Raw genomic sequence first — 13,513 nt, 5'->3', positions numbered from 1 at the left:
GGGGGCGTCAGACCAACTCGGCGACCAGCGCCCGCCCCTCGTCGAGCAGGTCGTCGACCCGGTCACGGCTCCCGGCCTCGGCGTACACCCGCATCTTCGGCTCGGTGCCGCTGGGGCGGACGAGGAGCCACGAGCCATCGGTCAGGAGGAGTTTGAAGCCGTCGAGCGTGACGACGTCCTCGACCGCCTCGCCGGCCACGCGGTCGGGGATGGCGTCGCCGAGGGCGTCGATCACGCCCGCCTTGCGGTCGTCCGGACAGTCCACGCTCACCTTGTCGGCGACGATGTCGCCGTGTTCGTCGAGCAGGCGGTCGACCCGGTCGTCGAGCGACTCCGTCGCGGCGGCGTCGGCCGCGAGCGCCGCCATCAACACGCCGTCCTTCTCGGGGACGTGCCCGCGGATCGAGAAGCCCCCGGACTCCTCGCCGCCCATCAGGGCGTCCGCGTCGACCATCGCCTCCGCGACCCACTTGAACCCGACCGCCGTCTCGATCACGTCCTCGTCGTGGGCGGCGGCGATCCGATCGATCAGGAAGGTGGTCGAGACGGTGCGCACCGCCGGTCCCGAGTCGTCGTCGAGCAGTTCGTCGTAGACGGCGGCGAAAAACAGGTTCTCGTCGAGGAAGCCCCGGTCCGGCGTGACGAGGGCGAGGCGGTCGGCGTCGCCGTCGTTCGCGATGCCGAGGTCGGCGTCGTGGGCCGCCACGGCGTCGACGAGGCCCGTGAGATGTTCGGCGCTCGGCTCGGGCGGTGTGCCCCCGAAGGACGTGTCCCGGTCGCAGCGCCGCCGGATCACCGTCGCCCCCGCGGATTCGAGGAGGGCGTCGGTGACGCCCCGACCGCTTCCGTGCATGGCGTCGTAGACGACGGTCAGGCCCTCGCAGCCGGGGGCGACGAGCTCGCGGACCTGTTCGGCGTGGGGAGTCACGAAATCGACCCGCTCGACGGAGCCGCGGGGACCGTCCGCGCGCGGCTCGGCGAGTCGCGCCTCGATGTCGTCGGTCACGTCGGGGAGCGCCGGCGCGCCGTCCGACGGGATGAACTTCACGCCGTTGTACTCGGGCGGGTTGTGGGAGGCGGTGACCATCAGCGCCCCCGAGAGGTCGCGGTCGACGACGGCCCACGCGACCAGCGGCGTCGGGCAGTCCCGTTCGGGGAGCAGGGCGTCGAAGCCGTTGGCCGCCAGCACGTCCGCGAGCGACTCCGCGAACCCCTCGGAGGTGGCCCGCGCGTCGTAGCCGACGGCGACCGGGGCGTCGTGGCCCGCGTCGGCGAGGTGGTCCGCGACGGCCTGTCCGACCATCCGCACCCGCTCGTCGGTGAAGATGTCGAGACGGGCGCGCCACCCGTCGGTGCCGAAGGAGATGGCGTCCATATCCTCCCCTCCGTGGCGGACGAGAAAAAGGTGGGCGTCGGGCGGTCCCGGGCGACGCTGTCGTCGCGCTGGACGAACGTCCAGTTTCGAAGCTGCGGCGAAAGAGTGTTACCATGTGACACGGTAGCTCTTAACTGGGGGAGACGTATGTCACTCGTAGACAGCCTGAAACGGGTGTTCACCGCCGACGAACGCATCGTCTATCGGTGCGACGCGTGTGGGGCGACGTTCCGCACCGACCCGGACATCGACGAGCCGACGTGTTCGAAGTGCGACTCGGCCGAGGTGCGCCAGATCAATCGCGTGTAGCGCCGTCGACCAGCCGTTCTTTTTCCTGCCGCGAGAGCGACTTGATGCCGTGTTCGCGGCTCATCGCCGCCGACCGTGTGCCGTACTCCTCGACGTGGACGAGTTCGACCGGCGTCCGACCGCGGGTGTACTTCGCCCCCTCGCCGGCGTCGTGTTCGGCCACGCGTCGCTCCACGTCCGTCGTGTAGCCCGTGTAGTAGGTGCCGTCCGCACACTCGAGGACGTAGACGTAGTGCACTCGTCCGTCGAGACGGAGCCGTCGGTATAATGGTTGTCGTCCGCCGTCGCCGTGGCCCTCCCGCGTCGCCGGGCGTCAGCCGTCGGTGTGCCCGTTCCGCGGCGAGTCGCCGGACTGCGGTGGCGAATCGGGGAGACGGGCGCCCGTTCGGGGGCTGACGACCGAGCGGACACGAACTGTGCGTGGAAGGCGGCTTCGCGTGGTGGTCGAACGTCGCTGCAGTGGTTACGCGTTTGGGGTGCGACGCCTCGATGCCTCCGCGATACCGGCGTTGGCCGAGCAGCTTGGACAGGCGAGGATTCGCCCACTGGCGTCGGCGAACACCCGTGCGAAGCGCTCCGAGACGTGTGACCCGCAGTGATCGCAGCGTGCCATGATTGAACCGGCTACCACCGGTGCCGGCAAGTCCGTGTACGGTACACACACCTAAAGGAGCATCGCGCGCGTGCGTGTACGGTTTACGAACGTCCAAAAACTGTGTCTCAGGGGCTGATTCGGTCGGTTCTCAGCCGCAGCGCGCACCCGCAATCGCCCGGGCGATCAGTCCCGCCTGGGCGCCTGCGGTGAAGCCGTCGTCGATGTTGACCGTCGAGAGAACCGTACACGACTGGAGCATGCTGGCGAGTGCGGACTCGCCCTCGCCGCCGTGGCCGTAGCCGGTCGAGACGGGCAACCCGATCACCGGCGTGTCGACGAGGCCGGCGACCACCGTCGGGAGCGCCCCCTCCCGCCCGGCGGCGACGACGGCCACGTCGGCCGCCCGGAGCGTGTCGAGGTGGTCGACGATGCGGCCGAGGTGGGCGACGCCCACGTCGTCGACGCGTTCGACCGTCGCCCCCACGGCGTGGGCGAGGGCCGCCGCCTCGCCCGCCGCCGCCGCGTCGGAGGTGCCCGCGGTGACGACGGCCACCGTCGCGTCGATGGTCGGCGGGTCGAAGTCGGGCGCGTGGACGACGAGTGTCCGGGCGCGTTCGTCGTGGTCGACCGTCGCGTCGGCCGGCAGGCCGTCGGTGACGGCGGCGACGTGGGCGTCGTCGGCCCGGGTGATCAACGCCCGCCCCGTCGTCTCCAGTGCCGTCTCGGCCATCGACGCCACCTCCGCCGGTGTCTTGCCCTCCGCGAGGACCGCTTCCGGAATCCCTCGCCGACGCTCGCGGGCGGCGTCGAACCGGCCCGCGTCCGTCGTGGCGTACCCGACGAGTCGGGCTTCCGCCTCGGCCGGCGAGAGGTCGCCGCTCGCCACCGCGTCGAGAATATCGCGCATACGCCCCGTCCGGTCGTCATACGGATTATTGTAACTGTTTGCCGGTGGTTCGCCGAGACGGTCCGGCGAACCACCGGTGCGGACTTACAATAAACCGTATCAGACACTCGTAGATGTCGGTTTCCGGCCCCAGTATTTATATATCTGGGGCGAAACGCGCGAGAACGGCCCCTGTGGCGGTACGTGCGGCCGATTTGGGAAATCTTATTAATAAGGGTCAGTATGTGTAGGTCGTATGGCAGACCTTATCGTCAAAGCCGCTGTCAAGGAAGCGCTCCAGGACAAGAACGTCGCTTCGGACTTCTACGATGCCCTCGACGAGGAAGTCGAGGAACTGCTCGCCGACGCCGCCCGTCGCGCCGAGCAGAACGACCGAAAGACCGTCCAGCCGCGCGACCTGTAAGTCGGCTCGACAACTTCTCACGTTTTTTCAGCGGTCGAGCGACCGCTATCGCTATCGGTCGTCGGCGCGCCGTACCGTCACGCCGTCCTCGCGTCCGACGTGTACCTCGTCGGCTAGCCCGACGAACAACCCGTGTTCGACGACGCCCGGAATCGTCGCGAGATCCGTCGCCAGCGCTCTCGGCTCGGCGACGGTGCCGAAGTCGGCGTCGAGGACGAGGTTGCCGTTGTCCGTCACGACGGGTCCGTCCTTGCGCTCGGCCGTTCGGAGCGTCGGCGTCCCGCCCAGGTCGCGGAGCGCTCGCCGGATCGTCGCTCGCGCGTCCGGGAGTATCTCTACCGGGACCGGGCGGTCCAGTTCCGGCGTCTCCTTCGAGGGGTCGACGACGACGACGAACCGGTCCGCCGCCGAATCGACCACCTTCTCCCGGGCGTGGGCCGCGCCGCCGCCCTTGATCAGCGCCAGGCCGTCGTCGACCTGATCCGCCCCGTCGATGGCCACGTCGATCCGTTCGACCGAATCGAGCCCGACCACCGGTATCCCCACCTCGCGGGCGAGGTCACGCGAGGCGTAGGAGGTGGCGACGCCGCGCACGTCGAGACCGTCGTCGACCGCCCGGCCCAGCGCGCGGATGGCGTGGGCGGCGGTGCTGCCAGTCCCCAACCCCACCACGTCGCCGTCGGTCACGACTTCGGCGGCGTGTTCACCCGCGCGACGCTTCGCCGCGTCCGATCCGCCGGGCGTCTTCATGCGCGTAGCCACCACCGGCGGCGACAAAAACGGCCCGGTCGACGGAACTACGTCCCTCACCGGCGTCGGTCCCGGTATGGTCCCCCTCCCGCTCTCCGCCGCCACCCACCTGTTCGTCCGCTGGCTACACGTCCTCGCGATGGCCGTCGCCCTCGGCGGGGCCATCCTCGCGTGGGGCGTGAGCCGCGTCGCCGACAGCGAGACGACCCTCGCCGTCGCGACGACCTACGAGTTCGCGTTCTGGGGGGCACTCGGCGCCCTCGTGATGACGGGCATCGGCAACCTCGGCGCCCTCGCGCCCGCCATCCCTCGCGGCCGGTGGGGCACGGCGTTGCTCGCCAAACTCGGCCTCCTCGTCCTCGTCCTCGTCGGCTCGGCGGTCCGGTCGGCGACGGTCCGGGCCGCTCGCGACGCGCCCGCACCGGCGACGAGGACCATCGAACGCGGCTACGCGCTCACCGCCGTCGCCTTCGCTACCCTCGTCGCCCTCGCGGCGGTGATGGCGCATGGCTGACGGCGATGGGACGTCCGCTCCGGCCGCGGACGGGGCGTCGCCCGCACCCGACCCCCTCCTGCGGTGGGCGCTGGCGTCGTTTCACGCCGCGACCCTCCTGGTCGTTCCGCTCGCCATCCTCTACGCCGTCGACGCCCTCGGCTCGCTCCTGCAGGGCGTCCACACGGCCACCGGCCTCGGCCTCTATCTCGCGCTCTGGGGGCTCACCTGGTGGACGAACGGGCGGTGGCTGGCGGCGACGCGACTCGACGGCCTCCGGGAGACGATCCGTCCGGCCGCGACGTGGGGTGCCGTCACCGGCGTCGGGTTCCTCTTCGTCCTCCTCGTCGCCGTGGCCGTGGCCCTCCCCGACCCCGTCTTCGTGGCGGTGCTCGCCCTCGTCGGGGCACCCGTGTCGGCGCTGGTCGGCGCCGTCGCCGGCGTGGGCTTCGCGGCCCTCGATCTGTTGATCGTCGCGGCGGGCGAGCGACTCGCCGGTGCGGCGTGAGCGGCCGAACCGTTTTGTCCGCGCCGACCATCGCCCCACCCATGACACGAACCGCCGTCGTCGCCGGGGTCGGCCCGGGCCTCGGTGCCGCCGTCGCCCGCCGATTCGCCGCCGAGGGCTGCCGGGTCGCGCTGCTCGCCCGTTCCGAACCGTACCTCGACTCGCTCGCCGCGGAACTGGGCGACGCCGAGGGGGAGGCGCTGGGCGTCCCGACCGATCTCACCGACGCCGAGGCGGTCGAATCGGCGTTCGAAACCGTCCGCGAGACGTTCGGGCCGACGGACGTCCTCGTCTACAACGCGAGCGGGACGCCGTGGAAGGGGTTGGACATCGCCGTCGACGAGTTCGACGACGCGCTGGCGACGGGGCCACGCGGCGCCCTGCTGTGTGCGAAGGAAGCGGTGGCGGACATGCTCGGCAGCGACGGTGACGGCGACGACGAGGCCGGCACCGTCGTCTTCACCGGCGCCACCACCTCGGTCCGGGGGAAGGAGGGGGCGCTCGGCTTCTCCGCCACCAAATTCGCGATCCGGGGGATGGCACAGTCGCTCGCGCGCGAACTCGGCCCCGAGGGCGTCCACGTCGCCCACGTCGTCCTCGACGGCTCGATCCGGCCGCCGGACGTGGTCCCCGGCGACCCGCCGACACACCTCGACCCCGACGCTATCGCAGCGCAGTACTGGGATCTGGTGACGGCCGACCTCGCCACGATGCCCTTCGAGGTTCACCTCACGAACGGGCCGGGCGGCGCCGTCGAGTTCGTCTAGATGCTCGTGAACGCGAACAGGCGACCGTCGGTCGTGATGCTGTAGAGGTAGCCGTTGGCGGCCATCACGTCGACGATGGGGTCGTAAATCTCCTGTTGCCACCGGAGTTGCCCGGACGCCGCGTCGACGGCAGCGAGCAGGATGCGCTGGCTCGTCGGATCGCTCCGGCCCACGGCGTAGAGCACGTCGCCGACGAAGATCACGTCGCCCCGGACGCCGAAGGGGAGCGACCAGCGCTCCTCGCCGCTCGACACGTCGAGGCCGTGGAGCGTCCGCCGCGTCCCGTAGACGGCGACGCCGTCCGACACGGCGAGCGTCGCCGGCCGGACCGACGCGTCGCTGGTGGCGGTCCACAGTTCCTCGCCGCTCCGTGGGGCGAAGCCGGCGACGCCGTCGCCCGTCGTCGCGACGACGACGCCGTCGGCGACGGCGATGCGGCCCACTGGGCCGCTCATCGGAACGTGCCACCGCATCCCCGGGACCGACGGATCGACTGCGTACAGGTGGCCGATTTCGGTCGTCGGCTCGCCGTCGGGGTAGCCCGTGCCGATGTAGGCGACGCCGTCGCCGACGGCCGCGGCACGGATCTTCCGGTCGCGGCGGTCGGAGTCGCGCACCTGATTCGGCGTGAACGACCAGCAGTGCTCGCCGGTTCGGGCATCGACGACGCGGTAGGCGTCCTCGCTCGGCATCACGAGGCTGGTGCCCGCCGTGCCCAGTTCGCCCACGAACCGGCCGGGGAGGTCGTAGGTGTTCCGCAACTCCCCGTTCGTGCGGTCGATGGCGAGGACGCGGGCGTCGTCGCGGGGGCCGAAGGGGACGTACACCAGCCCTGCGGCGGCCACCGGCGGACCGATGGGCATGGCGTCGATCTTGTATCGCCACTGGATCTCGCCGTTGCGTCGCGGGTCGTGACACAGCACGGCCGCCGTCGGCACGCTCGGATCGGAGTCGGGGTCCGCCGCCACCAGATAGACGAAGTTCTCGTCCGCGACCGGGAAGGTGACCTGCGCGTCGACCGCGGACATGGTCCAGCGTTCGTTGAGGGGGAAGCCGGTCGGGCCGTTGGCCGTCGGCGAGGCGTTCGTCCCCGCCGGATCGCGGTGGACCATCGGCCACGTCCCGTCGGGGATCGGGTCCGCCGCCAGCGCACAGGTTCCCGGCCCCTGCTCGAACGATTCGTCGACTGCGGCCATCTCCCCGTCGCCGGCGGTCGCCGCTGCACGAGTCGCCGTCTCCGTCGGCGTCGCCCGCGTGGTCGTCGGGGGCGGCGTGGTCGTCGCCGTCGTGTCTCGCCCCGCGTCGGATCGCCCGCCACAGCCCGCGGTCACTCCCCCGGCGAGTACCGCGAGCCAACCCCTGCGTGTGAACGTTTCACGCGGCATCTTCTATCACCACGCGGGATTCCGTGGCTAAATGTGTTCCGGCGGGTGTGAAACCCGGGAACTCGTCATCCGGGAACGTGGCGATAGAACAGTCTGCCGTCGACGAGTAATCGGGCCGTACGACCGACGCGGACACGCTCGACCGTCGTCTCGCCGGCGCGCGTCGCCGTCTCGACGCCGATGGTGATCGTTCCCTTCGGGTGGCCGATGGTCACGTCCGGTCCGTCGGTCCCGCGGACGAACTCGGCCGGGATCGTCCCGTCGAGTCGGGTCGCCGCGGCGAGGCACATCGCGCCGGTCGTCGCGTAGGAGTGGTGGGGCGTCCCCGTCGTCACGATACGGGACGTGATGTCGATGTCGTCGTCGTCCACCCGTCCGCCCGAGACGGTCCCGAACGACTGCGGGTCGGACACCAGCGCGATCTGTGGGATCGCCGGTCGCTCGTCGACCGCATTGCGTCTATCGTCGACGAGACCGAGTCGCTCGCACGCTGCACCCCGTATCAGTTCGAGTCGGTCCAGCAGGTCCGGGTCGTCCAACTCGTCCGGAAGCTCCGTGCCGTCGAGCCCGAGATCGCGCGCCCTGAGGAACACGTTGGGGTTCGCGACGTCGACGATGGAGACGGGGTAGTCCTCGCCGTCGACCGTGACCGTCTCGCGGCGTTCGCCGGTCGGCAGTAGCTGGCCGGTGACGGAGCCACCCGGGTCCCGGAAGTACGAATCGATCCGCGCACCCGTCCCCGGAATTCCGTCGACGTGGTACTCGCCGTGGACCGCCGGTTCTCCGTCGGTGATCGGAACGACCTGATCGACGTACGTGTCCGTGTTCGTATTGTAGAGGCACAGCTCCGTCTCCGGGCTCTCGGCGCTGGCGAGCCCCGACAACAGCGCGAAGACGCCGACGCCGCTCGTCAGATTCCCGCAGTTGCCCGACCAGTCGACGGTCGCGTTCTCGATCCCGACTTGGCCGAACGTGTACTCGATATCGGCGTCCGGACGGTCGGACTCGTCGACGATCATCACCTTGCTCGTGTGGGAGTTCCCGCCGCCGATGCCGTCGATCTGTAGCGGGTCGGGCGTTCCGAACAGCTCGACGAGAATCTCGTCCCGCCGCTCGCCGGCCGGCGGCAACCGGTCGGGTGTCACGTACAGCCCACGGCTCGTTCCGCCGCGGAGCAGGGTGCCCCGAACGGATCCCTGCACCGATTGATCGACCATGCCGGCGGGTTCGTGTGCCCCCGGCGTAGGTGTTGTGCCGGATCGGGGGGTCCCGCCCCGGCCGCTCGCGAGGTCAGCCGGAGTCCGCCCGGAACCGCCCTTCGAGGTCGTCGACGGCCGGTTTCCCGATCAGGTCCGTGTAGGTGTCCCAGTCGACGACGGCGTCCGGTGCCTCGTACTCCTCGCGCGTCTCGACGGCCGTCGCGAGTTCCTCGAGCCCACGTTTCATTCCTGCGGTCGCCGCAGCGGTGATGAGCCGCGGATAGATGACGACCGCGACCCCCATCTCCTCGAGACGCGCGGCCGGGATCAGCGGCGTCGTCGGGCGGCTTCGAACCCCGAACCCCATGTTGACCGACAGCGGGGCGTCGACGTCGGCCGCGACGCGACGGATGTCATCCGCCGAGCGGAGCGCGTCCGCGAAGACGACGTCGGCGCCGGCGTCGGCGAACGCGTTCAACCGCCTGATCGCCTCGTCGAGTCCGTCCGGCTCGGTCGCGTCGGTCCGCGCTTTCAGGAGCATGTTCGGCGCGTGTTCGTCGCGTGCGTCCGCCGCCGCTTCGATCTTCGTGACGGCCTCGTCGAACGGAACGACTGACTTCCCCGCCATGTGGCCACACCGCTTCGGCCACTCCTGATCCTCGATCATGACGGCCGCTGCGCCCGCGTTCGCCAGCTTTCGGACCGTGCGATGGACGTTCACCGCGTTTCCGTAGCCGGTGTCGGCGTCGACCCAGATCGGGATATCGACCGCGTCCGCGATCTCCCGCGACTGGTCGGCGACGTCCGGCAACGTGAGGAAGCCGACGTCCGGCTGTGCGAGGCGGCTGTTGGAGACGCCGGCGCCGGAGAGGAACCCCGTCTCGAAGCCCTGTTGCTCGACGAGTCGCGCACTGATACCGTCGTAAACCCCCGGAACGACCGTGATTTCCGGTTCGGCGATCATCTCTGCCAACCGCTGACGCCCGTACATACGCGGCAGATGTCGTCCGAACTATAAAGTATCGGCCGACTGGCGGGCCGCGTCAGGACGAATCGAACAGCCAGAGGAGCAGGGAGAGACCGGTCGCGACGAGCAACGCCGCCGTGAGGATCCCGAACGCCGGCCGCAGCCCGGCCGTCTCGGAGAGCACGCCGACGAGGGCGGGGGAGGCCGCCCCGGCGACCATCTGTATCGTCCGTACCGCGCCGAGGCTCCCACCGGCGACGGACGTGGGGATGACCGACATCAGGTACGCGCCGCGAACCGGGCGGTAGCCGTGCGCGCCGAGCCCGAGACAGACGACGGCCCCGCCCAACACGAGGGGGCCGGCGACGTCGGTCAGGAGGAGTATCGACCCCAGTCCCGTCGTCGCCAGCCCGACCGTGAGTGCGACGAGCGGGAGTGTCCCCGTCCGGTCGCTGATCTCGCCGGTGAGTAACTGGACGACGCTCACCGCGAACAGCGCACTGAACAGCAGACTCGCCGTGGTCGAGTCGAGTCCGACCTCCCGCGTGAAGTACAGCGGAAGGAAGGCGAGCGTGGCGTTGTACGAAAAGGAAAAGAGGGTCGTAACGAGGACGAACACGGAGAATCGCCACTCCCGGAACAGCGCCCCGTACTCGCGGATCGGGACGGCCGTTCCGGCGTCCGTCTCGTTCGTCTCGGCGTCCGGAAGCCGCCGGGGAACCCGGGCGACGAAGGCGACGGTGACGACGACGCCGACGATGCCGGCGACGAGGAACGTCGTCCGCCAACTGGCACCCACCACTCCGGGCAGGCTCGTGAACAGGACCACCGTGGCGGGCGCCGCCGCACCGCCGAACGTCCCGATGGTGTCGAACACGCCGAGCGCGCGGCCGGTCCGCTCCGGATACGTTCGCGAGAGCACCCGGATGCCGACGGTCTTGACCGGACCGGTGCCGGCGCCGATAGTCAGCATGGCACCGACGAGGACGACCAGCGGACTGTCGACGGCCAGCGCGAAGGCGCCGACGGCCGCGAGCGACGCTCCCGCCCCGATGACGGCCACGGAACTGAACCGATCCGCGAGCAGGCCCGACGGGAACTGCATGGCCGCGTAGACCAGGAGGAGGCCGCTGAACGCCGTCCCCAGGACCGCCGCCGAGATGTCGTACACGCTCGCGAGCTGTTCGAACAGTGGCGGGAACGCGAAGCGAACGAACTTGGTCAGAAACCACAGGGCGGAGGTGAGGACGATCGCGTCGAAGTGGCCGATCCGCCCGGATAGCGACCGACGGTCCGCCGTCATCACGGGTGCTCTCGGCCTTCGAATCCGGTCGGCGTCGTGGCTCCGCACCGACGCCGTACGACGTGTGGCTCGTTCGACTGGGTGTCCGAGGGCGGACGAGACGACTGGCGTCCCGTCATGTCGGTTGCCAGTGCGATCCGAGGGTTCATAACAGTCAGCATGTTAGGCGGGAGCAGCATGGACCGACGTGAACGCGGGATTCCGTTGCTGGTGAGTGAGACGCCCCGTCTGGGCGTGACCGCCGCTCGCGACCCGGCCAACAGCGTACGGAGATGACGCTTCTCGACGTCGACGACCTCGTGGTGCGGTACGACACGCGGGAGGGACCGCTCCACAGCGTGAACGGCGTCTCGTTCAGCATCGAGGACGGGGTCAACTACGCGCTCTCCGGCGAGTCGGCCTCGGGAAAGTCGACGACGGCGAAGGCGATTCTGGGACTGCTGCCGGACCACGCGGAGATCGAATCGGGCGTGATCGAGTTCGAGGGGCGGGACCTCCGCTCGCTGACGCCGTCGGAGCGACAGGACCTGCTCTGGGAGGAAATCGCGTTCATCCCACAGACGGCCATCGACGCGCTCGATCCGGTCATGACGGTCGGCGCACAGATCGAGCAGGCGATCCAGACACACCGGGAACTCTCCGAGCGCAACGCCAGTCGGCGAGCTCGTGAACTGTTCGGGACGGTCGGGCTCGATCCCGACCGTGTCGACGACTACCCCCACCAGTTCTCGGGGGGGATGCGCCAGCGCGTCGTCATCGCGATGGCGCTCGCGCTCGAGCCGAAACTCATCGTCGCGGACGAGCCGACGACCGGTCTCGACGTGATCGTCCAGGACAAGATCATCGACAACATCCTCCAGATTCAGGAGGAGACCGATAGCTCGCTCCTGCTCATCACCCACGACCTGAGCGTCATCGCCGAGACGTGCGACGAGATGTCGGTGATGTACGGCGGGAAGGTGATGGAGCAAGGGCGCGTCGAGAACCTCCTGCTCAATCCCACGAACCCGTACACGATCGGGCTGAAGAGCGCGTTCGGGGCGCTCGAAGATGGCGACGGTGACCTCGTCTCGATTCCGGGGGAACCGCCGAGCCTCGACTCGGAGCCGACGGCCTGCGTCTTCGAACCCCGGTGCCCGTTCGCGGGCGAGGAGTGTGCAACGACCGAACCGGCGTTGGAGACGCTCCCGTATCGAAACCAGCGGGTCGCGTGTCACAACGCGGATCGAGCGGCGCGGATGCGCCGCGACGCCGAGGACGCCTCCACGTGGGGCGGGAGTACGGGCGGGTCCCGGTCCGACGACGGCGAAGTCCTGCTCGAAGTCGACGACCTGTGCAAGTGGTACGAGCGCTCGGGGTCGCTGCTGGGGTGGCTCCCCTTCGGTGGGGTTTCGCCCACCGTGACCGGGTTCTCGAACAGTATTCGCCGGTGGTACGAACAGCGCGGCGAGATCCTCACCGAGATGCTCAACGACGACGGGTCCCACGTCCGCGCCGTCGACGGCGTCTCGCTGTCCGTCGCGCGCGGGGAGATCCACGGCGTCGTCGGCGAGTCGGGGTGCGGAAAGACGACGCTGGGCCAGACGCTCGCACTTCTGGAAGATCCGACCGACGGCGGGTTCCGGCTCGACGGCCGTTCGTACGAGCACTACCGGGAAGGTAACCTCCAATCCTTCCGGCAGAAACTGCAGATCATCTTCCAGAACCCGTACGATTCGCTGAACCCGCGGATGACGGTCGAACAGTTGGTCAAGGAGCCGCTGACGATCCACGGGTACCGGACCGACGAGAAAGCCGCGGCCGTCCGGGAGACGCTCGAACAGGTCGGGATGGCGCCCGCCGAGCACTATCTGGAGAAGTATCCGAACGAGCTCTCGGGGGGCCAGCGACAGCGCGTCGCCATCGCCCGCGCGCTCGTCATCGACCCCGACTTCCTCATCTGTGACGAGCCGGCGTCGATGCTCGATATCTCGCTTCAAGCGGAGGTGCTCAACCTGCTTCGGACGCTGGCGAACACCCGAGGGATCGGCGTCCTGTACATCTCTCACGACATCGCGAGCCTCACGCGAATCGCCGACCGACTATCTATCATGTATCTCGGACGGTTCGTCGAGCGGGGGCGCACCGAGCACATCGTGAACCGCCCGCAACACCCCTACACCGAGGCATTGCTCTCGGCGGTCCCCGAGACGGACCCGCGAGGGAGCCGCGAGCGCGTCACCCTCGACGGGAAGCCGGCCGACGCGGAGGGGGAGTTTCCGGGCTGTCGGTTCGCCCCCCGCTGTCCGAAAGCGGACGCGGCGTGTCTGGAAGACGAACCCGACCTCGACGTGTGGACGGCACGGGACCACTCGGCTGCGTGTTTCCGGCCGGCGGAGCGTCCGGACCCCGACGGGCCAGCACGGGTCGGGGAATCGGCGGACGACGACTAGGGGTCTCTCGGAAGGCGTCACGGCTTCTCACCGGGCCGTTCCGGCGAGCAGTCGTCGACGGGCATCCGTGGGACTGCGAGACCGACCGCCGCTCGTGACCAGCCACCGAACTTTTCCACC

General features: G+C 69.7%; 15 protein-coding genes. 6 read left to right on the top strand and 9 right to left on the bottom strand.

Annotated features, from left to right (window positions below):
- Positions 1 to 7: 7 nt before the first annotated feature.
- The gene (locus DU484_RS02375) at positions 8 to 1,375 is read right to left on the bottom strand and encodes a phosphoglucomutase/phosphomannomutase family protein (protein ID WP_114584595.1); all 1,368 of its coding nucleotides are present in this window, start codon (positions 1,373 to 1,375) and stop codon (positions 8 to 10) included.
- Between the two features lie 147 nt (positions 1,376 to 1,522).
- On the opposite strand from DU484_RS02375, the gene DU484_RS19880 reads away from it, so the two are divergent.
- Complete coding sequence (locus DU484_RS19880) at positions 1,523 to 1,684, top strand: zinc ribbon domain-containing protein (RefSeq protein ID WP_187347748.1); 162 nt, start codon at positions 1,523 to 1,525, stop codon at positions 1,682 to 1,684.
- Here the strand turns inward: DU484_RS19880 and DU484_RS02370 are convergent.
- The 3 genes from DU484_RS02370 to larB all read right to left on the bottom strand — a co-directional run bounded on the left by DU484_RS02370 (position 1,671) and on the right by larB (position 3,186).
- A complete protein-coding gene (locus tag DU484_RS02370) occupies positions 1,671 to 1,922 on the bottom strand; it encodes a GIY-YIG nuclease family protein (protein ID WP_114584594.1) in 252 nt (83 codons plus the stop codon). The genes DU484_RS19880 and DU484_RS02370 overlap by 14 nt on opposite strands.
- A gap of 225 nt (positions 1,923 to 2,147) precedes the next feature.
- Entirely contained in the window at positions 2,148 to 2,297 is a 150-nt protein-coding gene (locus DU484_RS20795) for a DUF7563 family protein (RefSeq protein WP_251342124.1), read from the bottom strand.
- A gap of 130 nt (positions 2,298 to 2,427) precedes the next feature.
- A complete protein-coding gene (gene larB, locus DU484_RS02365) occupies positions 2,428 to 3,186 on the bottom strand; it encodes a nickel pincer cofactor biosynthesis protein LarB (protein WP_114605019.1) in 759 nt (252 codons plus the stop codon).
- A gap of 235 nt (positions 3,187 to 3,421) precedes the next feature.
- On the opposite strand from larB, the gene DU484_RS02360 reads away from it, so the two are divergent.
- Positions 3,422 to 3,589 (top strand): DUF1931 family protein, encoded by a 168-nt coding sequence (locus tag DU484_RS02360; RefSeq protein WP_049937578.1) that lies wholly within the window; start codon positions 3,422 to 3,424, stop codon positions 3,587 to 3,589.
- 51 nt (positions 3,590 to 3,640) lie between these two features.
- Here the strand turns inward: DU484_RS02360 and rpiA are convergent, their stop codons facing one another.
- Positions 3,641 to 4,339: a ribose-5-phosphate isomerase RpiA gene (rpiA, locus tag DU484_RS02355; protein WP_114605018.1), complete on the bottom strand. Its 699-nt coding sequence runs from the start codon at positions 4,337 to 4,339 to the stop codon at positions 3,641 to 3,643.
- Between rpiA and DU484_RS02350 the strand changes: the two genes are divergently transcribed.
- The 3 genes from DU484_RS02350 to DU484_RS02340 are packed head-to-tail and all read left to right on the top strand — an operon-like array spanning position 4,338 to position 6,107.
- Positions 4,338 to 4,853 (top strand): hypothetical protein, encoded by a 516-nt coding sequence (locus DU484_RS02350; RefSeq protein WP_262342829.1) that lies wholly within the window; start codon positions 4,338 to 4,340, stop codon positions 4,851 to 4,853. The genes rpiA and DU484_RS02350 overlap by 2 nt on opposite strands.
- Positions 4,846 to 5,340 carry a hypothetical protein gene (locus tag DU484_RS02345; protein WP_114605017.1) on the top strand — a complete coding sequence of 165 codons (495 nt, stop codon included), beginning with the start codon at positions 4,846 to 4,848 and terminating at the stop codon, positions 5,338 to 5,340. Before DU484_RS02350 ends, DU484_RS02345 begins: the two co-directional genes overlap by 8 nt.
- Before the next feature lie 41 nt (positions 5,341 to 5,381).
- Positions 5,382 to 6,107 carry an SDR family NAD(P)-dependent oxidoreductase gene (locus DU484_RS02340; RefSeq protein WP_114605016.1) on the top strand — a complete coding sequence of 242 codons (726 nt, stop codon included), beginning with the start codon at positions 5,382 to 5,384 and terminating at the stop codon, positions 6,105 to 6,107.
- Here DU484_RS02340 and DU484_RS02335 read toward each other — a convergent pair.
- The 4 genes from DU484_RS02335 to DU484_RS02320 all read right to left on the bottom strand — a co-directional run bounded on the left by DU484_RS02335 (position 6,104) and on the right by DU484_RS02320 (position 10,961).
- Positions 6,104 to 7,492, bottom strand: coding sequence for a PQQ-binding-like beta-propeller repeat protein (locus tag DU484_RS02335; protein ID WP_157969491.1), 1,389 nt, complete (start codon positions 7,490 to 7,492; stop codon positions 6,104 to 6,106). The genes DU484_RS02340 and DU484_RS02335 overlap by 4 nt on opposite strands.
- A gap of 65 nt (positions 7,493 to 7,557) precedes the next feature.
- Positions 7,558 to 8,709: a PrpF domain-containing protein gene (locus DU484_RS02330; RefSeq protein WP_114605014.1), complete on the bottom strand. Its 1,152-nt coding sequence runs from the start codon at positions 8,707 to 8,709 to the stop codon at positions 7,558 to 7,560.
- 73 nt (positions 8,710 to 8,782) lie between these two features.
- Positions 8,783 to 9,682, bottom strand: a complete 900-nt coding sequence (locus tag DU484_RS02325) for an isocitrate lyase/PEP mutase family protein (protein ID WP_114584586.1) — start codon at positions 9,680 to 9,682, stop codon at positions 8,783 to 8,785.
- 52 nt (positions 9,683 to 9,734) lie between these two features.
- Positions 9,735 to 10,961, bottom strand: coding sequence for an MFS transporter (locus DU484_RS02320; protein WP_114605013.1), 1,227 nt, complete (start codon positions 10,959 to 10,961; stop codon positions 9,735 to 9,737).
- A 272-nt stretch (positions 10,962 to 11,233) separates the two neighbouring features.
- Here DU484_RS02320 and DU484_RS02315 point away from each other — a divergent pair, with 272 nt between their 5' ends.
- Positions 11,234 to 13,393, top strand: a complete 2,160-nt coding sequence (locus tag DU484_RS02315; RefSeq protein WP_114605012.1) for a dipeptide ABC transporter ATP-binding protein — start codon at positions 11,234 to 11,236, stop codon at positions 13,391 to 13,393.
- Positions 13,394 to 13,513: the final 120 nt, after the last annotated feature.

Source organism: Haloplanus rubicundus, assembly GCF_003342675.1.
Classification (GTDB): Archaea; Halobacteriota; Halobacteria; order Halobacteriales; family Haloferacaceae; genus Haloplanus; species Haloplanus rubicundus.
The sequence above is the reverse complement of the archived record's forward strand: the minus strand, read 5'-3'. Positions and strand labels throughout refer to the sequence as shown.